The 23,733-nt window shown below is 67.2% G+C and carries 20 protein-coding genes; 9 read left to right on the forward strand and 11 right to left on the reverse strand.

Annotated elements, in window-relative coordinates:
* Nucleotides 1-122 precede the first annotated feature (122 nt).
* From FXF52_RS25290 to alc, 9 genes are all read left to right on the forward strand, one after another.
* Complete coding sequence (locus FXF52_RS25290; protein ID WP_148800804.1) at nt 123-1,580, forward strand: extracellular solute-binding protein; 1,458 nt, start codon at nt 123-125, stop codon at nt 1,578-1,580.
* On the forward strand, nt 1,577-2,509 hold the full coding sequence (locus FXF52_RS25295; protein WP_148800806.1) for a carbohydrate ABC transporter permease: 933 nt from the start codon (nt 1,577-1,579) through the stop codon (nt 2,507-2,509). The genes FXF52_RS25290 and FXF52_RS25295 overlap by 4 nt, the downstream gene beginning before the upstream one ends.
* Entirely contained in the window at nt 2,499-3,470 is a 972-nt protein-coding gene (locus FXF52_RS25300; RefSeq protein WP_148800808.1) for a carbohydrate ABC transporter permease, read from the forward strand. Before FXF52_RS25295 ends, FXF52_RS25300 begins: the two co-directional genes overlap by 11 nt.
* 334 nt (nt 3,471-3,804) lie before the next feature.
* On the forward strand, nt 3,805-4,605 hold the full coding sequence (locus tag FXF52_RS25305) for an aspartate/glutamate racemase family protein (protein ID WP_222870660.1): 801 nt from the start codon (nt 3,805-3,807) through the stop codon (nt 4,603-4,605).
* Between the two features lie 77 nt (nt 4,606-4,682).
* Nucleotides 4,683-6,227, forward strand: coding sequence for a chlorohydrolase family protein (locus FXF52_RS25310; protein ID WP_148800810.1), 1,545 nt, complete (start codon nt 4,683-4,685; stop codon nt 6,225-6,227).
* A 54-nt stretch (nt 6,228-6,281) separates the two neighbouring features.
* The gene (aceB, locus tag FXF52_RS25315) at nt 6,282-7,877 is read left to right on the forward strand and encodes a malate synthase A (protein ID WP_148800812.1); all 1,596 of its coding nucleotides are present in this window, start codon (nt 6,282-6,284) and stop codon (nt 7,875-7,877) included.
* Nucleotides 7,874-9,061, forward strand: a complete 1,188-nt coding sequence (locus FXF52_RS25320) for an aldolase/citrate lyase family protein (RefSeq protein ID WP_148800815.1) — start codon at nt 7,874-7,876, stop codon at nt 9,059-9,061. Before aceB ends, FXF52_RS25320 begins: the two co-directional genes overlap by 4 nt.
* Nucleotides 9,061-10,380 carry an allantoinase AllB gene (allB, locus tag FXF52_RS25325; protein WP_222870665.1) on the forward strand — a complete coding sequence of 440 codons (1,320 nt, stop codon included), beginning with the start codon at nt 9,061-9,063 and terminating at the stop codon, nt 10,378-10,380. Before FXF52_RS25320 ends, allB begins: the two co-directional genes overlap by 1 nt.
* Entirely contained in the window at nt 10,377-11,348 is a 972-nt protein-coding gene (gene alc, locus FXF52_RS25330; protein WP_148800817.1) for an allantoicase, read from the forward strand. The genes allB and alc overlap by 4 nt, the downstream gene beginning before the upstream one ends.
* An 88-nt stretch (nt 11,349-11,436) precedes the next feature.
* Here alc and FXF52_RS25335 read toward each other — a convergent pair whose 3' ends face one another.
* The 11 genes from FXF52_RS25335 to FXF52_RS42530 all read right to left on the reverse strand — a co-directional run.
* Nucleotides 11,437-12,150, reverse strand: a complete 714-nt coding sequence (locus FXF52_RS25335; RefSeq protein WP_148800820.1) for a M24 family metallopeptidase — start codon at nt 12,148-12,150, stop codon at nt 11,437-11,439.
* On the reverse strand, nt 12,143-12,916 hold the full coding sequence (locus tag FXF52_RS25340; RefSeq protein WP_148800822.1) for a BtpA/SgcQ family protein: 774 nt from the start codon (nt 12,914-12,916) through the stop codon (nt 12,143-12,145). Before FXF52_RS25340 ends, FXF52_RS25335 begins: the two co-directional genes overlap by 8 nt.
* Before the next feature lie 46 nt (nt 12,917-12,962).
* Nucleotides 12,963-13,757: an energy-coupling factor ABC transporter ATP-binding protein gene (locus FXF52_RS25345; RefSeq protein ID WP_148800824.1), complete on the reverse strand. Its 795-nt coding sequence runs from the start codon at nt 13,755-13,757 to the stop codon at nt 12,963-12,965.
* On the reverse strand, nt 13,738-14,613 hold the full coding sequence (locus FXF52_RS25350) for an energy-coupling factor ABC transporter ATP-binding protein (protein WP_148800826.1): 876 nt from the start codon (nt 14,611-14,613) through the stop codon (nt 13,738-13,740). The genes FXF52_RS25345 and FXF52_RS25350 overlap by 20 nt, the downstream gene beginning before the upstream one ends.
* The gene (locus FXF52_RS25355; RefSeq protein WP_148800828.1) at nt 14,604-15,416 is read right to left on the reverse strand and encodes an energy-coupling factor transporter transmembrane component T; all 813 of its coding nucleotides are present in this window, start codon (nt 15,414-15,416) and stop codon (nt 14,604-14,606) included. The genes FXF52_RS25350 and FXF52_RS25355 overlap by 10 nt, the downstream gene beginning before the upstream one ends.
* Nucleotides 15,413-16,051: an ECF transporter S component gene (locus tag FXF52_RS25360; protein WP_148800830.1), complete on the reverse strand. Its 639-nt coding sequence runs from the start codon at nt 16,049-16,051 to the stop codon at nt 15,413-15,415. Before FXF52_RS25360 ends, FXF52_RS25355 begins: the two co-directional genes overlap by 4 nt.
* A gap of 28 nt (nt 16,052-16,079) precedes the next feature.
* On the reverse strand, nt 16,080-17,075 hold the full coding sequence (locus tag FXF52_RS25365) for a carbohydrate kinase family protein (RefSeq protein WP_148800832.1): 996 nt from the start codon (nt 17,073-17,075) through the stop codon (nt 16,080-16,082).
* Entirely contained in the window at nt 17,072-18,088 is a 1,017-nt protein-coding gene (locus tag FXF52_RS25370) for a LacI family DNA-binding transcriptional regulator (protein ID WP_148800833.1), read from the reverse strand. The genes FXF52_RS25365 and FXF52_RS25370 overlap by 4 nt, the downstream gene beginning before the upstream one ends.
* Before the next feature lie 365 nt (nt 18,089-18,453).
* Nucleotides 18,454-19,839 carry an SGNH/GDSL hydrolase family protein gene (locus FXF52_RS25375; protein WP_222870661.1) on the reverse strand — a complete coding sequence of 462 codons (1,386 nt, stop codon included), beginning with the start codon at nt 19,837-19,839 and terminating at the stop codon, nt 18,454-18,456.
* Between the two features lie 185 nt (nt 19,840-20,024).
* The gene (locus FXF52_RS25380; RefSeq protein WP_255472327.1) at nt 20,025-22,976 is read right to left on the reverse strand and encodes an amidohydrolase family protein; all 2,952 of its coding nucleotides are present in this window, start codon (nt 22,974-22,976) and stop codon (nt 20,025-20,027) included.
* A 475-nt stretch (nt 22,977-23,451) separates the two neighbouring features.
* Nucleotides 23,452-23,733: hypothetical protein (locus FXF52_RS42530; RefSeq protein ID WP_222870662.1), on the reverse strand; the 282-nt coding region annotated here is incomplete at its 5' end.

The raw sequence follows: 23,733 nt of genomic DNA on the forward strand, positions 1-23,733 counted from the left end.
ACGCATCACCGCCCAGGCATATGTCACCGCGCTAGCGGCACCGGGCCGATGACCGAACCATCCCATTTTCGACACCGCACGACGGTAGGCCATATTCCAACTCGAAGAACCGGAGAACCGACATGGACAACTTCGCAAGTGGAATCACCAGGCGCAACTTCGTTCGTGGCGCGGCTGGTCTTGCATCCCTCGCCGCTTTCAACGGCCTCGCCGGCTGTAGCGGAGGCGCCCGACCCCTGGATGGACAGCGGCCGGTCCCCACCGGTCCGGGACCTGGGGGTTACCGCATCGACCTCGGTGGGTACCAGGGACCCGAGCTGACCGACAAGCCCGTCGTGCTCCGCTTCCTCCGACAGAGTTACAGCGACGAGGTGAACGCCCTGTTCACCTCGCACTACGCGAGGTTCTCCAAGGCGTACCCGAACATCAAGGTCGAAGAGGAACTCATTCCCTACGGCAACCTGCCGCAGAAGATTCAAATCTACACGCAGTCCGGTGATGCACCCGACATCATGATGTCGCGCCTCGACTTCACCGAGTACATGTCGCGATCGGGCCAGGCGCTGAACCTCACGGATTACCTCACGAAGGAGTTCCTCTCCGACCTGTTCACTCCCATGCGGGAGGCTGGATCGAGCGGCGGAAAGCTCTTCTTGATGCCATGGGAAGGGTACCTCCCCATGGTCCTCTTCAACCGCGAGATCTTCAAACGCGCTGGAGTTCCGACGCCGCCCGAGGTCGACAGTCTCGACAAGGGATGGACCGTCGAGGAAATGTTTGAAACGATGAACGCCCTCACCCACAACCTCCGCAAGAAGGGTGACACCGCGACGTGGGCCCTGGAGTCGTCGATCTTGGGCAACGGCGGACCTGGCTCGAATTACACCCAGTACGAGAGCATCTGGGTCCGAAACATGGGCGACCGGAGTGCCGAAAAGGGATCATCGCGGTACAAGACCTGGCAAGGTGTGAGCGATGACGGTCTCACCGTAAGTGGCTACCTCGACACGGACGAGGCTGTCCAGGGCATGCGCAACTATCAGCGGCTCTTCAGCGAAGGCCTGACGCCCAAATCTGCTATTCCTTCGCAGTTCCAAGGCGCGCAGGCAGCCATGTCGATGAACTCCATCAGGCAGATTCTCAACCGCGACAAGCCAGGTGGCGCAAGCCCGTTCGACGTCGGGGTGACATTGGACCCCCGCGGGAACACGCTGTTCGGGTGTAACAGCGGCGACGCCCCGTTCGTCTGGGCGAAGAGCAAGCATCCGAACGAGGCTGCCGCACTGTTGGCTTACCTGTGTACCGACGCGTGCCAGGCCCCGTACTTCCGGTCGCGAGGAGCTTTCATCACGCGACGCTCTCTGGTCGAGAAGCTCGAGGAGTATTCGAAGCCCGACGAACAACTCGCCCTCAAGGTCGCGGAGAACTGCACCGGCGCCCCGCGGACGGTCGGCTGGAACGAATACTACGCGGCGATCAACCCGGCGGTGAAGGACATCGCGCTCGGTGCCGATCCGGAGAAGACCCTGAGCGAAACCGCGAAGCACATCGACGACCAGCTGAAGAAGTATCAGCGATGATCACGACGGCCACCAAGGGTCGGGCGGCGGCGCCCCGGCGCACGACCTGGCGTAGTGGGAAGGCGCACCGGGGAAGCGCCGCTCTCCTCATGATCCTCCCTGCCATCGTGGGGATCGCACTATTTCAGTACTACCCGGTGATCGTCGCAGCCGTGCACAGTCTGCAGGCGTTCGATCCATTTACCCACGAGGCGGTCGGGTTTACCGGCTTGGACAACTACAGCCGGATGTTCAGCAGTGAAGACTTCCAGGCCGCGCTGAAGAACACTGTTCTGTACGTCATGAGCTCAATGCTGATCGAGATACCGGTGAGCCTGGCGTTGGCCGTCTTCATCGATCAGCATCTGCCGGGAACGCGATTTGTTCGAGTATCGGTCATCGCGACCCTGGCCGCGTCGGAGACGGTCGCAGCGATCGTGTGGGCTCAGCTGTACAACCCGGATCAGGGCCTGTTCAACGGACTGCTCAGTGTGTTCGGTGTGCCTCCGCAGGACTTCCTCAACAGCGGAAGCCAAGCTCTCGTGTCAGTGGTGCTGATGTCCAGCTGGAAGAGCATCGGCATTCCAACGCTGATCTTCTTGACCGGTCTGCAAGCGATCCCCAAGGACTACTACGAAGCCGCGTCGATCGACGGCGCGAGTGGATTCCGCCAGTTCCGAAGTGTCACGCTCCCACTGCTTCGCGGAAGCGGGACCGTGGTCTTGTTCATGGCGACGCTGCAGTCGACACGAATCTTCGTACCGATCGTTCTCATGACTCAGGGTGGGCCCGACGGCGCAACACGGAATCTCGTGTTCTATTCGTACGAGCAGGCGTTCCAGTTCAACTCACGCGGCGTAGGGTCGGCTGCGGCGATATTCATGCTCCTCTTCCTGGGGGCCATCATCGCAGTTCAGTTCAAGCTTCTAGGACGTCGATATGACGCATAACGCCGCCCCGATCGACAGCATCGAACGTGGCTCGAGCAGTGGGCGCCGGAAAACTGGGAGACCGGCCGGGGCAGATCCGGCGCTGCCATCGGCGGACGGTGACTTGCCGCGGGCGAGCCGATCGCGTCGGATCCGGCCCGGCCGCATCCTGGTCGCCTGCGGGATGGTGATCGTCGGGCTGGCCTTCGCCTTTCCGATCCTGTGGATGACGTTGACGGCCTTCAAGTCGACGGAGGCGTTCCTTTCCGAGACCTACCCCCTGTCCTGGAAGTCGTTTCTTCCCTCCCAACCCACAGTCGACAACTTTCGCAGCATCTTCGGCGCGTTTGGATTCGAGTGGAATCTGATCAACACCGCCATCGTGTCCGCCGGTCAGATCGTGGGTTCAATGGTTGTGTGCAGCCTTGCCGGCTATGCGTTCGCGCTCAAGGAATTTCGCTTCCGGCGCGCGCTGTTCGCCTTCTGCATGATCCCCGCGTTCCTACCGGCGGAGGCGCTGATCGTCCCGCTGTACGACGTCGTCAAGAGCCTGGGTCTCGTGTCGACCTATCTGGGTCTGTTCCTGCCGTTCATCTGCAACCCCTTCGGGATTCTGCTGATGCGCCAGGCCTTCCGAGAGGTTCCCCGTTCGATCTTCGAAGCTGCCGAGATGGACGGAGCATCCGAGGCACGTATGTTCCTGAGTATCGGACTGCCCGGCGTGAAGCCCGCGCTCGCCACCTTGGCGCTGCTGCAATTCATCTGGTCCTGGAGCTCGTTCTTCTGGCCGCTTGTCGCGATGCAGGACCCGGCCAAGCAGGTGGCGCAGGTCGGCATGGCGAACTTCGCCACCGCTGCGAATACCCCTTTGTACGGTGAGGTGTTCGCCGCAGCAACAGTGCTGACCGTACCCGTTGTGGCGCTGTCCATCGTTCTGCAGCGCTACTACGTAAAAGGAATGGTGAGTTCAAGCGGTAGATAGCACTGCCATTCTTGGACGCATCCGCAGATGCCGCAGCCGGTCTATTGCCGCCGGCAGAACTGCATGACTTTGATGACCCAGTGCCCACGCCGCCGGGCAGCCCAGGTCGGCCGGGCTGACCTGGTCGGCGGTGAGGTTGGTGACGGCGTAGACGGCCCATCGGGCTGGTGGTCAGGCTCATGCGGACGCCTCCACCCTCCCCGATCGCCGACTGGGGCGGCCGCTCGACCAGCCACGCGGCTTTGCGCACTGACAGAGCCATCAGCAACAAGGAGAACGACATGACCACGGCCCCCACTGACACCCGACCGCGCCGTCAGCGAGGTCCAGCTCGATGACCCAGCACACCCCCGCCGGCACCGACGGCGTGCCGCACCCAATCCGGGTACTGATCCTCAACTGCAACGTGACCGAGTCGATGACAGCGGCCATCGCGGAGTCGGCCAGATCCGCCGCCAGCCCGGGCACGGCCGTCACCGCCATCTCGCCCGAGTGGGGGGTGGCTTCCGCCGAGGGATACCTGGACAGCTTCATCGCGGCCACCGCCATGCTCGAACGGCTCGCCACCTGGCCCGATGAAACGGACGCGGTGATCCTCGCCGGCTTCGGCGAGCACGGCCGGGAGGCCGCCCGCGAACTCCTGGAAGTGCCGGTCGTGGACATCACCGACGCCGCGGCTCATGTGGCGTTGATGCTGGCACCCAGGTACGGCGTCGTGACAACCCTGAGCCGGTCGATCGTGCAGATCAAGGACAGCCTGCGGGCGGCGGGCGTGGCGGAACACTGCGTCGGCGTGCTGGCGACGGGACTTCCCGTCCTCGAGGTACACGCCGATGAGGACCGGACGCGCCGGGCCGTCGTGGAGCGCGGCCGGCAGTTGATCGAGGCCGGTGCCGAAGCGCTGGTGCTCGGCTGCGCGGGCTTCGCCGGTCGCGCGACCTCCATCGAGGAGGAACTCGGCATCCCCGTGGTCGACCCGGTGGCCGCGGCGATGCTGTTCGCGGAAGGTCTGGTCCGACTCGGGCTCCGAACCAGCAAGATCTCGACGTACGCCAGGCCGCGCCCCAAGGCCCGCCCCGGTTGGGGTCCCGCGGTAGCGCTGGTGGCTGGCGCGCTCGACGCGAAGCTCGCCTGACTGTCCACGGTCGCTGCGGCGCCGAGTCCCCCCAACGCATTGACCAGAGGCCGACGACGGTCGGGAAAGAGGATCAGATGACAACGGCGGTGCACGCCCGGTACGTGCTCGGCTACTCCGCGGGTGATCACGTTCTGATCGAGGACGCGTCCGTCGTGTACGACGGCGCCCAGATCTTGTACGTCGGTCCGCGCTGGGAAGGCGAGGCGGACAGCACGATCGAGATGGGGGAGGCCCTGGTGATACCAGGACTCATCGACCTCGACGCGGTCTCCGACATCGACCACGCGCTCCTCGACTCCTGGGCGTCACCGGACACCGGCCGGGGACTTCAGTGGTCCGAGGACTATTTCCGGCACCGCCGGCGCGACGTGTTCGACCAAGAGGAACGGAACTTCATCCGCCGCTACGCGCTCGCCCAACTCCTGCTGCACGGGGTCACGACCTGCATGCCGATCGCGTCAGAGGTCCACAGCTCCTGGGCGGAGACCTGCGAGGATGCCATCGGTATCGCGGAGGCGGCACAGGCCCTCGGCATCCGTACCTACGTCGGGCCCAGCTACCGCTCCGGCGTCAACGTCGTACGCGACGACGGCGGACGCGACGTCCTCTGGGACGACCAGCAGGGGCTTGCCGGCCTGCGGCACGCCGAGCGCTTCCTGGAGTACGCCGCGTCGTCGGCGGACGGCCTGGTCACCGGGGTGCTGCTGCCGTGCCGGGTCGAGACCATGACCCTGGCACTGCTCGAGGCCACCGCCAAGCTCGCTCGCGAACACGACGTGCCGGTGCGGCTGCACTCGATGCAGGGCCTTGTCGAACTCGAACTGCTCCGCCGCTGGTACGACGCGACGCCGATGGAGATCCTCGAACGCACCGGTCTCCTCGGCTGCCGCCTGCTCGTCCCGCACGCGACCTATGGCGCGGGCAACGGAACGCGATCCTCGCCTTCGGACAGCGAACTCGACGCGCTCGCCCGCGCCGAGGCGTCGATCGTGCACTGCCCCTCGACCTCGTTGCGTTACGGCACGGTGCTGGACACCTTCGACAGGTTCCGCCGGGCCGGAGTCAACGTCACCCTCGGCAGCGACAGCTTTCCGCCGGACCTGTTCCGCGCCATGGACGTGGGGTCCAACCTCAACAAGGTGCTCGACGGCCGCCTCGACGCCGGCGACGTGGCGGCGTATTTCCGGGCCGCGACTCTCAACGGGGCGAAGGCACTGGGGCGCGAGGATCTCGGCCGCCTCGCTCCCGGTGCGCAGGCGGACCTGGTCGTGCTCCGGCTGACCGACTTCCGCCTCGGCGTCCTCGACGATCCGTTGCGCACCTTCCTGATGTCCGGCTCTCCGCGCGACATCGCCATGACCGTGGTGGCTGGACGCACGGTGGTCCGGGACGGCGAACTTCCGGGATTCGACCTCGCCGAGATGAAGGGCCGAGCCCAGCGACTCTTCGCCCGCATGCGAGCGGCCTACTCCGAGCGCGACTTCTCCCGCCGCAGCACCGCCGAGCTGTTCCCACCCGTCTTCCGGCGGCACCCCGCACCCGGAGCACACGCCGACCTGAGCCATAGCCCGGAATCCACTCGCGAACGGGCTGCCGAGGCGGGCCATGCCGAGCGTTAGTCCGACGAAGGCCGCCGTCACCGGTACGCAGACCAAGGCAGAGAAGGTGGAGTTATGTCGATCGAAGTGACGGGAAGTGTTGTCGAGGGCGGCAGCAGGATCCTCGTTCCGGCTGCGCTGCAGTTCGTGGCGGAGCTGCACCGCCGGTTCGGCGCGCGCCGCGTCGAGCTGCTCGACGCTCGGCGTATCCGCCGGGCGGAGGTGGCCCGCACCGGCAAGCTGGACTTCCTCGCCGACACCGCCCACATCCGGGCCGCGCAGTGGCAGGTCGCCCCGGCCCCCGAGGACCTGCGCGACCGGCGCGTCGAGATCACCGGTCCGACCGACCGGAAGATGACCATCAACGCCCTCAACGCCGGGGCTCGGGTGTGGCTCGCGGACCTGGAGGACGCAAGCACGCCGCACTGGAGCAACGTCATCGGCGGGCAGGTGAACCTGTACGACGCGATCCGTAGGAACATCAGCTTCGCCTCAACCGACGGGAAGGTGTACCGGCTCCGGGGGGACCGGCGGCTGGCGACCATCGTGATGCGACCGCGCGGCTGGCACCTCGATGAGAAGCACGTGCTCGTCGACGGCGAGCCGGTCGCGGGTGCCTTCGTCGACTTCGGCCTGTACTTCTTCCACAACGCCAAGGAGCTGCTCGAACGCGGCAGCGGGCCGTACTTCTACCTGCCGAAGATGGAGAGCCACCGCGAGGCGAGGCTGTGGAACGAGGTGTTCACCTTCGCGCAGGACCGGCTTGGCGTCCCGTACGGCAGCATTCGCGCCACGGTGCTGATCGAGACCATCCCGGCGGCGTTCGAGATGGAGGAGATCCTCTACGAGCTGCGTGACCACGCGTCGGGGCTCAACGCCGGCCGCTGGGACTACCTGTTCAGCGTGATCAAGTACTTCCGCGACTCGGGCCCCCGGTTCGTGCTTCCCGACCGGGCCGCGGTTGCGATGACCGCGCCGTTCATGAAGGCGTACGCCGAGCTGCTGGTGAAGACCTGCCACAAGCGGGGCGCCTTCGCGATGGGCGGCATGTCCGCCTTCATCCCGAGCCGTCGGGACGAGCAGGTCAACGTGCGCGCGTTCGAGCAGGTCAAGGCCGACAAGAACCGGGAAGCCGGCCAGGGGTTCGACGGTTCCTGGGTCGCCCACCCGGACCTGGTCCCGCTCTGCGTCCAGGCGTTCGACCACGTGCTCGGTGGCGAACCCAACCAGGTCAGCAGGCAGCGCGACGACGTGCAGGTGACCGCCGACGACCTCCTTGACGTCGCCTCGACACCCGGCTCGATCACCCGTCGCGGTCTGCACGCGAACGTCGAGGTCGCGATCCTCTACCTCGAGTCCTGGCTGCGGGGCACCGGCGCCGTCGGCATCCACAACCTCATGGAGGACGCCGCGACCGCGGAGATCTCGCGTTCGCAGGTCTGGCAGTGGGTGCACAACGCCTCGAAGCTCGACGACGGCGCGGTGGTCACCGCGCAGCTCGTGCGTGAGGTGGTCGACACCGAGATGGCGAACCTCCGTGCTCAGGTCGGCGACGGCTTCGACGAGCGCCCGTTCCAACTGGCCCGCGACATCTTCGAGGACGTCGCGTTGAGCGACGAGTATGTCGACTTCCTGACGCTGCCGGCCTACAACGCGGTTGTCGCCCGGTGACTCTCCTCGACCGACTGAACCGCGAGCTCGACGCCCGGCTCGCCAAGGCCGACGCCGAGCTCGCAGCGCACTACCCCGGCGAGCGCGGGGTGCGGCAACCGGTGCACACGCTGTACGTGCCCGCCGACAAGTTCGGTGCCCACACGGTCGAGTCGTTCGGCCGGGAGGCGCTGGCGGTGCTCGACGAATGCGCCGACGCGCTCTCGGCGGACGATGACGTGCGCGAACGCGTGCGCGCCAAGCTCGCCGCGGAGCCGATCGAGGACCTGCGCATCGACTTCGAGGACGGCTACGGCATCCGGTCCGACGAAGAGGAGGATCAAGCCGTACGCGATGCGGCCAGGTCGTTACGCTCCGGCGCCCGGCCGCCCTTCTACGGGATCCGGGTCAAGGCGTTCGAGGCGGCGACCCGGGCGCGTGGCCTGCGTACGCTCGACCTGTTTCTCGCCGAGATCGGGGACGTCGGCGGCGGGTTCGTGGTGACGATCCCGAAGGTTACCTCGGTCGACCAGGTGGAAGCGATGGCGTTCGCCTGCGCCCGGCTGGAGCACGAATACGGAGCCGGGCGCCTCCGCTTCGAGCTCCAGGTCGAGACCCCTCAGGCCATCGTCGGCGCCGATGGCAGCGTCCTGCTGGCGCGGATGGTGCACGCGTCGGAAGGCCGATGCGCCGGGCTCCACTACGGCACGTACGACTACTCGGCCGCCTGCGGCATCGCCGCGGCGTACCAGAGCATGGAGCACCCGGTGGCCGACCACGCGAAGGCGGTGATGCAGGCGGTCGCCGCCGGGACGGGCGTCGTCGTCTCCGACGGCTCCACCAACATGCTGCCGGTCGGTGACCACGCGGAGCAGGCGTGGCGGGTGCACGCCCGACTGGTGCGGCGGTCGCTCGAACGCGGCTTCTACCAGGGCTGGGCCCGGCATCCCGCGCGGTTGCCGAGCCGGTATCTCGCCACGTACGCCTTCTTCCGTCAGGGGTTGACCACGGCTGCCGAGCGGGCGCGGGCCTACGTGTACGGCGAGCGGACGGCCTACCTCGACGAGCCGGCGACCGCCGCGGCCCTGGCTGGCTTCCTCCTACGCGGAGTGGAGTGCGGGGCGACGGATGAGGCCGAACTCGGCATCGATCGCAGCGTTCTGCACCGACTCGCCCGACGCGAAGGAGGCCTGCCGTGGCGCTGATGCTGGACACGGTGTTCAAGGCCGCGCGCGTCGTCACGCCCGACGGTGAGCGCACCGTCGACGTCGGGGTGAAGGACGGCGTGATCGCCGCGGTCGAGCCGGATCTCGAGGCGCCCCGCGTGGTGCGGCTCGGCACTGACGAGGTGCTGCTGCCCGGTCTCGTGGACACCCACGTGCACGTCAACGAACCGGGGCGGACGGAGTGGGAGGGATTTGCCAGCGCGACCCGGGCGGCCGCCGCCGGCGGAGTGACGACCATCGTCGACATGCCGCTGAACAGCATCCCTCCGACCATCGACGTGGTGGCCCTCGAGCTCAAACGCAAGGCCGCGGCGGGACAGTGCTTCGTCGACGTCGGCTTCTGGGGCGGAGCCGTGCCCGGGAACCTCCCAGGCCTCCGTCGGCTGCATGACGAGGGGGTGTTCGGGTTCAAGTGTTTCCTGGTCGACTCCGGTGTCGAGGAATTCCCGCACCTTCGGCTCGTCGAGGTCGAGCAGGTCATGCGCGAGCTCGCCCCGTACGACGGCCTGCTCGTCGTGCACGCCGAGGACGCCGACCGGATCGCGCCGGCCCCGGCGAGCCGGAAGTACGCCGACTTCCTGGCGTCCCGCCCCCGGTCCGCGGAGGACCACGCCATCGCCGAGGTGCTGGCCCTGTCGCAGGCGACTGGCTGCCGGGTGCACATCCTGCATCTGTCGAGCTCCGACGCGGTGCCACTGCTGCGGCAGGCCCGCGCGGACGGCGTTCGTGTCACGGTCGAGACCTGCCCGCACTACCTGTCGTTCGACGCCGAACACATCGGGGACGGCGCCACGCAGTTCAAATGCTGCCCGCCCATCCGCGAGGGCGCGAACCGGGACGCACTGTGGCAGGCACTGCGGGACGGAGTGATCGACCTCGTCGTCTCGGACCATTCCCCGTCGACGGCTGAGCTCAAGTCGATGGGCTCCGGCGACTTCGACGCCGCCTGGGGCGGCATTTCCTCACTCCAACTCGGTCTCTCCATCGTGTGGACCGAGGCTTGGGCACGAGGGTTCGACCTCACGGACGTCGTCCGGTGGATGGCACACACCCCGGCGCGGATGGCCGGGATGCGACACAAGGGCGGCATCGCGGTCGGCAACGACGCTGACTTCTGCGTCGTCGCCCCGGAGCAGCCCTTCACCGTCGAGGTGGCGCGGCTTCACCACAAGAACGCGGTCACCCCGTACGACGGGCGTGAACTGGTCGGCGTGGTCCGCAGCACCTGGTTGCGTGGCGAACGCATCGACCTTGGCGCTGAGCCACCGGGCCGGTTTCTGAGGAAAGGAACAGCATGACGAAGCGACCTTCGTTCACGACTTACCCGGACCTTGCCTCGCGGGTCCTCGCCGGCAGCGTGGTGTACGCCAACGACGAGCTCTTCGCCGAGCGCGAGAACCTCATCAAGCCGGAGCCCGCGATCTTCTCCGCAGAGGCGTTCGGCCACAAGGGCAAGGTGTACGACGGGTGGGAGACCCGGCGGCGCCGTGAGCCTGGCTACGACTTCGCGATCATTCGGCTCGGCGTGCCCGGCATCCTGTGCGGAGTCGTGATCGACACGTCGTGGTTCACGGGCAACTACCCCCCGTACGCCTCCGTCGAGGGCGCGAGTATCGGCGGCTACCCGTCACCAGAGGAGCTCGAGAAGGCGGACTGGACGCCGCTCGTCGCAAAGTCAGAGCTCCGTGGTGACGCGGACAACTTCTTCGAGATCGCCGATGAACGTCGCTACACCCATGTGCGGCTCTCGATCTACCCGGACGGCGGCGTCGCCCGGTTCCGGGTCCACGGCATGCCCCGACCCGACCCACGACTGCTGGCCGGCACGATCGACCTCGCGGCGTTGGAGAACGGTGGCCAGGTGATCGACTGCTCGAACGCGTTCTACTCGTCGCCGAACAGCCTGCTGCTGCCCGGCCGCGCTCGGATCATGGGCGACGGCTGGGAGAACGCACGCCGTCGCGACGCCGGCAACGAACACGTCACCGTCCGCCTTGCCGCACGGGGGAGGGTGCGCAGGGTGGAGATCGACACGTCGTACTTCGTCGGCAACGCTCCCGGCTGGGCCAGCCTCACCGGCGACGACGACGTTGTCCTCGTGCCCCGGACCCGGTTGCAGCCGGACACACGCCACTTCTTCGTCATCGAGGAGACGACGGCCGTCAGCCAGGTACGACTCGACGTCATTCCGGACGGTGGGGTGGCCAGACTAAGAGTGCACGGCGAGATCGATCCGGATGTTCTCGAGCTTCTGCTCCGGAACTGATATCCCGGCAGGGGCAGGACAGCCCCGGATCGAGCGCGCCGTGGTGGCAGCGCCGGGTCACGGACCGCGGCTTTCCCGAGTCGGGCTGTCAGAGGGAGATCACCTGACAATTGGTGTTGCCGAACCAGATCACGTCCTCCCGCTTGACCCCGTAGAGGTGGTTGCCGATGAAGGGCTCGACGGCCCACGCCCCCCGCATCACGGTGGTGTTCCACTCGTCGAGGTAACCGTCGTCGTACGAGGTGCCGGCGCCGAGTGAGTGGCCGATGTTAGACAGGCGATCCAGCAGGACGTAGGGCGTCCTGGCGAGCTCCTGTCGGAACACCTCGAAGAGGTCGCAGGCGCGCATGCCCGGTGTGGCGGCGGCCAGCACCGCCGAGTGGATTTTCTCCACCGCTTGGAGTGCTGCTCGCTGGGCGGGATTCGCGCCGTGCTGCAACGTGCGCGTGCAGTCCCCCCACCCACCGCTCGGGGTGATCGGATGGACGTCGATGATACCGAGGTCGAGATTCCACAGGACCCGGTCGCCCGGGGTGTCGGTGGGAAAGCAGCTGAGCGTCCCGGCGCCGAAGCCCACGGTGGTGGGGCTCCAGACGCCGGTGGCGCCCAGGTCGCGGAGGATCTCTCCCGCGCGGGCGTGGACGACCGCCTCCGACTCGCCCGGCCGCACGGACGCGGTGACGGCCTCGGCCGCCCGGATGGCCAGTAGCTGGGCTTCGACGAGCTCGTCAGGGGGGTCGTCGGGGAGACCCCGTGCCCTCGCGCCGCTGGCCGGCATCGCTGGGTTGACGCGGTCAGGCATCGTTCGCCACTCGGGTCAGCGAACGCCGGGGTTGCACGTCCCGGATGGCGCGGACGAACTCGCGGACGTGGCCGCGGTCGACGTGGCCGGTGTCGGTGTACGTGTCCTTGAGGTAGCTGCCGACGATGACCGCGTCCGCGTGGGCAAGTTGGGTTTTGCAGTTCGCCGGCGTGACACCGGCCCCGACGACGAGGGGGAAGCCGCCGCCGAGGAGACGCCGGAACTCCTCGATCTTGCCCGGCGGGGTCTCCATCCCGGTGCCGTCGCCGGTCACGACAACTGCGTCACATCGCGACCTGGCCAGGGTGAGGTCCTCCCCGAGGGATCGGCCGGACAGGTACGGCTGGTACTTGAACCGGACGCCTCCGAGCAGGTGGCTTGCCGTCTTCGCCCGCTCGTCGTTGAGGCGCGACGCGAAGGCCGGGTCATCGCCTGGGGCCAGATGCCCGGCCACCGAGTCCATCTGGATGAAGAGCGCGTGGAACTCACGCGCCATCTCGAACGCCGTCCAGTCCTGGCGCAGGATGTTGATCCCGAAGCGGATCTCAGGTGCGGAGTCGCTGAGGTAGCCGCACACGCTCACCACGTCGTCGACGTCGCCGAAGTAGTTCTCGACGATTACTGCGTCTACGCCCTCGGACCACAAGACGTCGATCTCTTGCTTGGCGAGCTCCAGCTTCTGTGCTGGTGTGTCGCCGGTCAGGTGGAGCATGGCGAGGACGGGGATCTGGCTGTCGAACTCATCGAGGAAGGTGCGCTGTGACATGCGGGCATCTCCTTTGAAGGCGTGTACCGCCTGGTCGTTGGGGTGGTCAGGGGATCAGGGGCAGCACGTCGGCGATTCGGGTGGCCCGGTCGGTCAGATTGAGGTTGCGGGCGAGCTGGGCCACTTCGAGGCGCTGAAGCTGCGAACGAATCAGCACGTCGTCGTCGGCGAACACGTCAGCGGCGGATCCATCGGCGATGACGGTGCCGTCGGCCATGGCCACGACGCGGGGGAAGGCGTCGGCGACGAAGCGCATGTCGTGCGTGATGGTCACGACCGCGATGCCGTCGTCCTGCAGCCGGTCCAGCATCGTCGCCAGCTGCCGCGTCCCTGGCCGGTCGAGTCCCGCCGTCGGTTCGTCGAGGATCACGTAGTCGCAGGTTCCTACCAGGATGGCGGCGATGGCCACGAACTTCTTGACCGGGAAGGGCAGATCGTTGGGATTGCTGCCGACGTAGCGACCGATCCCGGTCAGCTCGACCGCTCGCGCGACCCGCTCGGCGGTGCGGGCGGCGTCCCAGCGTAGGTACCGCGGCATCAACGTGAGCTCGGCCTCGACATCGCCGGCGAAGACCTGGTCGTCGGGATTCTGGAAGACGTAGCCGACCTGCCTGGCGACCTGAGCCGTCGTCCTGGTCGCCGTCGACAGTCCGTCTACGGTGACGGTGCCCCGAGTCGGCCTGAGCAGGCCGTTCATGAGTTTGACGGTGGTGGTCTTGCCGGCGCCGTTCTGGCCGACGATGGCCAGCCGTTCTCCCCGCTCGAGGGTGAGGTCGACACCCTGCACTGCCGGGGTGCCGTCCGGGTACGCGTAGTGGACGTCATGCAATGCGATCGGCATGGACCCGGCTACCTCTCATCCTTGCGGCGATCGCCGCCTCCGCTTCCCGACGTGTCACCGGAATGCTTCCCAGACCCTTACCGGCCGCCTCCAGGGCGAAGGCGAGGTCGGTCACCTCGGGGCGTGGTACGTCCGCGGCGTCCATCGCGGGGGAGGCGAGCACCTGTGCTGTGAGGCCTTCGGCGATGACCTGTCCGGAACGCATCACGACGAGCCGGTCGGCGAACTGAGCCATCAGGTCCATCTTGTGTTCGACGAGCACGATGGACTTCCCGCGGGCCTTGAGATCGGCGATGATCTCGAAGACTGCTTGCGATGACTGCGGATCCAGCTGGGACGTCGGCTCGTCGATGACGAGCACCTCGGAGTCCATGGCGATGATCGACGCGAAGGCGACCTTCTGGCGCTGCCCGCCCGACAGCTCGTTGGGGTTCTTCCGCAGGAGTGCGGTGATGCCCATCTGCTCACCGACAGATGTGACGCGGGCGAACATCTCGCTGCGGCTGATGCCCAGGTTCTCGAGGCCGAAGGCGATCTCCTCGAAAACGGTGTCCTTGATGCCGCTGATCTGGGTGAAGGGGTTGTCGAAGACGCACCCGATGGTCCTGGACAGCTCTGCGGCATCCCACTCGCCCAGGTCTTTGCCGAGAATCTCCACCTTTCCCTCGAGTGTGCCCTGGTGGAAGTGCGGAATGAGGCCGCGCAACAGGCTGCACAAGGTGCTCTTCCCGCTGCCGTTGATCCCGACGACCCCGTAGAGCTGGCCACGCTGAAGCTGCAGGGTGACGCCGTCGAGAGCCGGCACCTCGGCATACGCGTAGGTGAAGGTAACGTCACGCAGGGTCGCTAGGTCCACAGGAGTAGTGCTCCAATCGTTGCGAGACATCCGGCGGCCGCGAGCGCCGTCGCGGCCCGCTCCCAAGCGGGAGCCGGCCTCAACTGGAGGACATGGGTATGCGGAATGCCCGAGTTGAACGCGCGTGCGTCGAGCGCGATGGCGCGTTCCTCCGTCTGGTTGAGGGCCATGATGAACACCGGTGCCAGGATGGGAACGAAAGCCCTGGCGCGCACCCAGAGGTTTCCCTCGGTCTCGATGCCCCGGGACTTCTGCGCGTCCATCACGGTGCGAGCGCTTCGGCCCAGATCGGTGATGGCCTGGAAGGACGCGAGCAGGATGTAGGTCGCCTGCGGCGGCATTCCCTTCAACTCCAGGGCCAGCATCAACGTCTTCATCGGGACGAGGGCGAAGTACAGCGTCAGCGCCCCGCACAGCACCATGACCGCCAGGGCGAAGTTCAGGCCCTCACGGACTCCCTCGGAGGTCGGTGCCAGCGGTCCCAGCTCGAAGAGCACGTGGTTGCCGTGGACGAACGCGGCACGGAGCACGAAGAGCACCAGGCCCACACCCACCAGGAGCTTTGCGTAGAGCTTGGCGAAGGAACCGCCCACGCCGGCGGCCACGGCGACACCGAGAAATGCCGCGCACCCGGACACGAGGCCGACGGGACGGGGTGTCACCAGGGCCAGCAGACTGATGGACGCCAACACCACGGCCACGTTCAAGGGGTGCATGTCCCGAATCCGGTTGCCGTGCGACACCACGCCGTCAAAGGTCCCGCCCGAGGTGGCGCCGGCGCCTGTCGGTGACAGCGCGTTCACAACGGACCGCCGGGAGTCGGCCGCGCGGCGGTAAGGATCGGCGCTGGTGTGACTCCCTTGGCTCGCAGGTACACCTCGCCGAGCGGCAGCTTGGCGAAGATGCGCCGAGGGATGCCCCTCAGGACCACGTAGACCGCCAGCACCGTGGGCACCTTGTCGAGGAAGTCCATCGGCACCTGGGCCACGAAGTTTGCCGTCGTGACGTCCAGTCCGGCGGCCATGAGCGCGCCGACCACGAGGGCTCCGCCGCCTACGGCCAGGCCGCCGAAGACCCACAGGGTGATGAGTGCCCCGAGAAAGCCCCCGATGAGCGCGAAGGGGACCGCGCTCGCCACAGTCTTCCACAGCACGGTGAAGACGCCCCGTCGCCCGAGCCACCCGGCCAGCAGGCCGAACATGACATTGAGAACGCCGAAGGCGAGGGTCGGCGGAGACGTGATGGAGTTGATTCCGTTGGAGACGAGGCCGACAAGCGCTCCGGGGATGCCGCCGCACAGCGCTCCCACCAGGATCGTGCCGATGCTGTCGAGGTAGACGGGCAGCTTCAACAGGAGCGCAAGCTGTCCGCCCACGAAGTTGATCGCGATTCCGATGGGAATCATGAAGATGGTCAGCCGCCCGTAGCGGGAGATCAATGACTGCGTCGACACGAGGACTCCTCTGTCAGGTGGGGGAGGGTTGGTGGACTGATGAAAGGCGGCCGCTGCGAGCCATGAAGTCGAGGACTGTCGCCTCGTCGAGCATTCCTCCGCGAGCCCCGACCTTTCCGACGGACAGGGCGGCCGCGGCATTGGCGAACTCCGCTGCGTACCGGAGGTCATCCGAAACCAGGTAGGAGTAGAGGAAGGAGCTCGTGAAGGTGTCCCCCGCGCCGGTCACGTCGACGACATCAACCCGGTGGCCGGCGACGCTGAACTGGTCGCCGTCGGTGAAGACCCGGCATCCGTCACTGTCGTTGGTGACGATGACCGCGAGGGCGCCGCGGTCGAGTAGCGCTTGGATGCTCTGACCACAGCCGGAGAACCGCTGGTAGCCGATCGCGTTCATGAAGATGATGTCGCAGTGGTCGATCAGGGGCGACGGATGGTTCTCGAGGTTGTAGACGTCGAGGTCCATGACGATCTTCGTTCCGCCTGCGCGGACACCGGCGAGGACCTCGCTGGCCCCCAGCTCTCCCATCCGGAACGGGGTCGCATCGGTCACCGTCGTGACCAGGTACGCAGCTCCGGCCATGTGGTCGAACGCCGCTGGCGTGATCTCGGTGTGCGTGATGCCCAGGGTGGGGATCAGGACGATGTGCTGGTCGTCCGCCAGCAGGATGATGCACCGCGAGTCGGGCACTTCCTTGTCAAGGATGACGAATCGGGTGTCGAGCCCCACCTTTTCCAGCTGAGAGAGCAACCGCTGGGTCAGCTCGCCGGGGTTGAGCTGGGACATGAAGGAAGTGGGCACGCCGTAGTTGGCGAAGATCGCCGCCGAGTTGGCGACCATCCCGCCGAACTGTGGTTCGAGGGGACGGACAATGATCTTGTCACCGGCGACCGGGAAGTGTGGTGCCCGGAAGTACTCGTCCATGGCGACGTCACCGAAGAACACCGCATAGCGCCCGTCCCCCTGCGGCGTGCGGTGGGCCTGCCACCCACGAATGGGCATGCTCATCGCCGGCCCACCTTCACCGGGCCGGTCGAGTCCCGCACCACAAGCCCGACGGGCAGCTTGAGCTGCTCGCCATCAAGCTCCGCCACGCCTTCCAGGGCGTCGATCAGGGCGTCGGTGGAGACCTGTCCAAGGGCGGGGACGTCCTGCCGCACGGTTGTCAGCGACGGGAAGCAGTACTGTGCCGCCATGACGTCGTCGAAGCCGACGACCGAAATGTCTTCCGGCACCCGCACACCGGCCCGCCTCAGCTCATACAACGCGCCGATCGCCATCAAGTCGTTGATCGCGAACACCGCGGTGACGTCGCCGGCCCGGAACGACGCGACGTGGGGCGCCACGGCGAGTGCGCCGCTGGATTCCGTGAACCGGCCCCATGCGGTAGCGACAACGGTGCCGCCACCGTCCTCCCACCGCCGCTGAAACGCCGCGATACGGCGTGAGCTCGAGAACGGCTCTCCCTCGGCGCCGAGGATGAGGACATTACGGTGCCCCAGCCCGAGGAGGTGCTCGGCTGCCAGCCGGCCACCCGCCTCGTTGTCCGAGATCACGGACTTGAGCCTGGTTCCCTCGATCTCCTCGTCGACGAAGACCAGAGGCATCGCGCCGAGCAGATCCGACAGCTCCTGGTCCGTTGGAGGCGCGCCTGCCGCGTACACGATCCCGTCGACGGCGCGCGAGTGGACCATCTGGAGGTAGTGCAACTCGTTGGCCGAGTCGAATCCGGTGGTGCACAGGATGACGTTGTACCCACGTCGCACCGCCGCGGCCTCGACGCCTCGAGCGAGCTCGGCGAAGTAGCCGATCGAAATGTCCGGAACCACTAGGGCGATCACGCGCGTCACACCCAGAGCAAGGCTCTGCGCCGATCGACTCGGCACATAACCGAGCTCAGCCATGGCCGCGGCGACGCGTTCCTTGACGGCGGGACTGACTCGCCGCTTGCCGCTCAGTGCGTGCGACACCGTCGTGGGGCTAACCCCTGCGCGCGCCGCCACCTCCGCGATCGAAGCCAACTCAAGGTCCTTTCGGTTGCCAAAGCGCTTTGGCAAAGCGCTTTGGCGGAAGGCTAGTCCCTGAGCTGGTGGAGGGCAATAGTCCGCGGCCTGATCAAAAATGGGTGGCCCGCCGCACTACGCGGGGAACCGGAAGATCCACTTGGCGCGCGCCCTCATGGCCGGCCGGTTGAACCGCCGCCGAGGACGGGCGGTGAGCGCTGCTGATCTGCACGGACCGCCGCGAGACTGCGGGGGAGTGGAGCAGTCATGCCCCAGGGCTGTTCGTAGGGCCCGCGCCGGCGTGGCGCGGGCCCTACGACGGTCTCCCGCAGCGCTGGTAGGGGTGGGGTGCGAAGAATCGCCGAGTTAGGGGGCTGGGGTTGCTATCGGTTGCACTCGAGTTGGCTGAGGTCGACGGCGTTGGCCATCGCCTGGTAGCCGGCGTCGCTGGGGTGCAGGTGGTCGCCGACGTCGTAGGCCGGCAGGAACCGCCTGGGGTTCGCGGGGTCGCGAGTGACCTGGTCAAAGTCGATGACCCGGTCGAACTCGCCGCTGGTCCGGATCCAGGTGTTGACCTGCTCGCGGATGACTTCCTTGGCGGGGCTGTAGTAGCCGGCGCCCTCGAATGGGGTCAGCGTGGCGCCGAGGATGCAGGTGTGGTTGGCGTGGGCGCGGGCGATCAGGATCCGGTAGGCCGAGATCAGCTGGTCGGCCGACGTCGCGACCCCGCCGCCGATGTCGTTGATGCCCTCCATGAGGATGACGGTGCGTACGTCGGGCTGAGAAAGCACGTCTCGGTCGAATCTGGCCTGGACATTCACCCCGGCGCCGTCGGTGAGAACCCTGTTGCCGGAGATGCCTTCGTTCATGACGCCGAACTGGTGCGCCGGGGGCTGTTCCGCGATGCGACGGGCGAGGTAGTCCGGCCACCGGTGGTTGGCGTCGCGGGTGGACCCGTAGCCGTCGGTGATGGAGTCGCCGAGCGTGGCCACCGTGTCGACCTGCTGCGGCGTGTCGATGACCAGCGCATCGACCCAGTACCAGCGCGTCGCTTGCTGTGTGAAGGCCGCGCCATCGGTGTCCGCGGTGTGATCACCAGCCCCGGAGATGTAGTTGGTTTGCATGCCCAGGTTGTGCCCTGTCAGGCTGCCGCTGGCGCCCGTGACGTGGATGCTGACCGCGAGATTGGTGTCGCCAGGCACGTCGCCTGGAAGCGGGTCGCTGAGGACCTCCGCGCCGTTCGGAACGGTCACCGTCTTGCTGCCGGCGAAGGTGACTTGCCGGTTGGTGCCCGGTACGACCCCGGCATCCTCGCTTTGAACGCCGACGTAGACGGAGTCGAAGGTCACGATGCGGTCACCGAACACATTCGACAGTGAAACGCGCAGGTTGCTGCCACCGATGCTGGTATGGATGATGTTGCGGACCGTCTGGTCGGTGAACGACCCGCCGACCCGGTCCGCGCTGGCGCCCCAGGTGACGACCTGATCGGTGGTGACCGAAGTCGCCCGTGTGGAGGCTTCGGAGTTCGGCTCGGCGGCGACTGGCCCGACGAGGGCGGTGACCGTTGCCAGGCCGGTGGCGATGGCGAGCCCGGTGGTGACGAAGGGCATGCGTGGCTGCTTCATCAGGAATAACTCCCTCAGTGAGTTCTGCATCACGGCGCTTGGCCGGGCAGGAAGGGTCCCGAGGCGACCGGTCGAGCAGGGACCATGCTTTCGGCAGTCAGGCGCCGGGATCGCCGGCCGTTGGTCTGATTGCCAACGCATAAGCCACGCTAAATGCCTTCGCGGTAACGCACCGACGTCCGGTATTGCAATTGAGATGAACGGCTCCCACTGGGCGATGAGCGGTTCTCGCCTGCCGACAAGCGGCCGCAGCAGGGTCTTCCGGGATGCGTGACGGAACCGCGCCCCGGGCCGATCCGGGACGCGGTTCCATAAAGCGGCTCGGTCTAGTGGTCGTGGTTGCAGGAGACTCGGGCCCGTTCGAGCTCCTCCGGAGCGTTCCACCAGTACGCGGCCGTGCTGGCGTGTGCGGGCACGCGCTGCCTAACCTTGCCTCTGGGCGCTGATGCCGTCGGTATCCGCTGATTGGTCGTCGTGGAGGTCGGGTAGGGGGCGATCAGGTCTGCGACGGTGTGATGCCGTCCACCCACGACGACCGCGGTGACGTTCGCGGCATCCTCGATCCGAGTCAGCGGGTCGCCGTCGACGATGGCCAGGTCCGCCAGCATGCCCTTGCCGATTCGGCCGAGCGGCTGCCCGAGGAAATCCCCCGACGTCGACGTTGCGCTGGTCAGCGTCTCCAGCGGCGTGAGCCCGTACTTCACCATGGCCCGCATGTTCATGTGCAGGCTGATGGCCAGGTGATCGATCGGGGCGTCGGTCCCGGCGGTGACGACGCCGCCGCCACGGACCATCTCGACCAGCTGCGCGACTTGGTTGGCAAGGTTCTGCCGGGTGGCGGTCTGGTCCGTCGTCTGCGCAGAGCTGACCGACGCGTGCAGCTTCTCCATCCGCCAGTTCGGGTAGAGTCGCCGGACTCGTTCGTCGGTGACGAGAGAGGTGTCCTCCCGGTACAGGGTCGACGACACGAACAGAGTTGGAGTGCGGGCCATCTTCGACGCGTTGAACATGGCGATAACGTCGGAGTACGCCGACCCGACGTTCGTGACGGTCCGGGAGTAGCCGAACCGGTTCGTCGCGCCGACGTGCTCCGTTCCGTCGCCGCCCATGGCGATCGCCGGGTAGTGGTAGTGCGACGTGACCGGCTTGCCCTGCCGGTGCGCCCACTGGATGACCTCCTTGTGCCACACGACCGGTAGCCGCACGTAGCACTTCATCAGGTCGTAGTCGAGCTTGGCCGCCCGTTCCAGCTCGAGCGCCAGTTGGGCGTGGGTGAATGTCGGGCGCATGAAGTTGTAGTAGATGCGAGGGCCGTCCACGGCCTCGCCGGTGGCCAGATAGCGCGGCGCCAGCCGGGCGCCGGACTGCACCGATTCGCGTTCCTCGACCATGTGGTAGGCCGGGGAGCCGGGTGAGCGGGTCGTGGTGATGCCGAGCGCGAGCCACAGCGACCCCTGCCGCGACCCGTACGCGTAGCCCTGCATCTCGCGGTGGTGGTGGATGTCGATCAGTCCGGGCATGACGAACCGGTCGCTGGCGTCGACGAGGCTGCCGCTGCGGCCCTCGCGGTGCGGTTCCACCGCAACGATCCGCTGGCCCCGCACGATGATGTCGACATCGCGGGCCACTGTCGCGGACGACCCGTCCCACATCCGGCCTGCGTGGATCACGACCTGGTCCGGGCCGGGGTCGTTGCGCCAGCGCAGCTGGACCGGGATCGTCCGGCTGGCCCCGCCGTCGACCCGGACCGTCTTCAGCTGACCGCCCGACAGGTACATGAGCGTGGACGAGCCACCCGCCCAGATGGGTGCGTCGGACAATTCCCTCGTGACCTGGCGTGCCGGCCCGGTCGGGCGTCCGCTCCGGTCGACCGGGAGCACCCAGATCAGCGACTCCATCGCGAATGCGAGCATCGTCCCGTCCGGGGACCAGACGGGCCCGTCGTCACCGCGGGTCTGCAGCGAGCGGTGCGGGGCGGGGTCGACGTACCTGCCGGCGCCGGTGCCGCGGTCGACCACGAGGATCTTCGACAGGCCCTCCCGGTAGCGGCGCGAGTAGGGCACGACGGCCGCCAGGGCGATCATCCTCCCGTCCGGGGACCACGTGGGCCGGCCCGGCTCGAACGTCGCGCCGAAGACCTGCTGCACGTCTCCGGTCGACACGTCCAGTACCCACAGAGCGCCATCCTGGTCGAGATAGGCGATCTCCTCACCGCTTGGCGACCACCGCACCGAAAGGGCCGCGGACTCGGTCAGGAAGGTCAGCTGCCGGTCGACCCCGGAGCTCAGGTCCCGGACCCAGATGTTCAAAGTGCCGGTCCGGTCGCTGACATAGGCCAACCGCTGACCATCCGGCGAGAAGTCCGGGTCGGCCTTCCACCAGCGGTCCCCGAACAGGGGTACCGGCTTCTCCCCGACCCGCATCAGGTAGATGTCGTTCAGGGCGCGGAACGCGACCATGGTCCCGTCCGGGGACACCGCCGGGGAACCGATGCCAATGACAGGAAAGGCGCCGGGTGCGTCGAACACCCGGGTGGCCTTGCGGTAGCTCGCGACCGTGGCTGTCAGCGCTGCGGTGAATCCGACGGTCCCGGCGGTGGCCGAGCCGAGGCGACGCGTGCGGATCTGGCCGGCCGAGCTGTAGTGGTACCGGCCGTCGGCCGTGAACCTGGCCCGGAAAGGGAACACCTCCTCACCGGTGACCAAGGTGCCTGCCGTCGAGGCCAACTCGTTGCGGCCCGCATTGAGCAGGTGGTAGGCGATGTCGGTTCCGTTCGGCAGGAACGACGGCTGGTGGAGCACCTGCCCGGCCGGTACGGTGACCGCGGTGGTGCGGGCGCCGGTGGCGACCTCGACGACGTCGATGCGGGTGTCCGCTACGACGAATGCGATGCGAGACCCGTCCGGTGACCAAGCCGGCTCGTACTCCTCGGCCGCAGTCTCGGCCAGGGCCCGGGTGGAGCCGGTGGCGAGGTCGAGCACATGGATGCCGTACGAGCCGCCCTCGTCGGACGAGTAGGCGATGCGACGCCCGTCGGGGCTGTACCTCGGTTCGCGGTGGTCGAACGGGCCCTTCGTCAGTTGGGTGATGCCTGACCCGTCGGGATGGATCGCCCACAGGTTGAACACTCCATCCCGGTACGACTGGAACACGATCGTGGACCCGTCGGGGGACCAGTCCGGCTGGGCGATGTCGTACAGGTCCGACGTCAGGCGGCGCGCGGTGCCGCCGGAGGCGGAGACGACCCACAGCACGCCGAGCATGTCGAACGCGAGCATGCGCCCGTCCGGGGACGGTGCGACAGCGAAGTCGGTCCCGGTGTCGACGCGGGTGTCGCCGCCCGGATGGGGGCTGCCGGCACGGGCACCCGGCGCAGCCGCTTGAGTGAAAGCCGCTGCCAGTACGGCACCCGCACCAGCCTTGAGGACGGTTCGGCGAGACGGGGTGAATCGCGAGCCGGTGGGGGCGCCAGCATCCGGCTGGTCCGGCTCCGTGAGGTCATTGGCCGGAAAATCCGCAGTGGGGGGCATGCTGTTCCTCCTTGACCTGCTGCATCGGATACGTCAGGCGGTATCGCGCATCCTTCTCCCCGGCGTCATCACGCGGCTCCCATCTATGCCGTTCGAACTGTGAGCGGCCCACACAATGCGGTGAGTGGTGCAAATTGCGCGACGGAAGGTCCCCTCACTCAGTCGCCCCCACTAACCTGACCGCCCCGTCACCCTGCTTCGCCCAGCCAACACCCACCGTTCGTCACGCGGCGGCCGGAGCGCGATGGGCGTCCATTTGCGCCGGCCGGCGTGCCCAGCGCCGCTGGACGACCAGCCCACCGGCGAGCAGGGCCAGGCCGGCCAGCGCCAGGACGACCGGGCGAAGGGTGCGTTCCCAGGGCCAGCCACGGTCAGTGAGCGTGATGTCTCCGGTGGGGTCAACAACTGCTCGCGACTCGGTGGTCTCTAGTGTCCTTTTGTGTGCTATGGTGATCGGGTGAATTTGAAGGAGTGGGCGGCGTCTCAGGGCATCGCGTACGTCACT

The sequence above is a fragment of the Micromonospora sp. MP36 genome (assembly GCF_008119785.1).
Lineage (GTDB): Bacteria > Actinomycetota > Actinomycetes > Mycobacteriales > Micromonosporaceae > Micromonospora.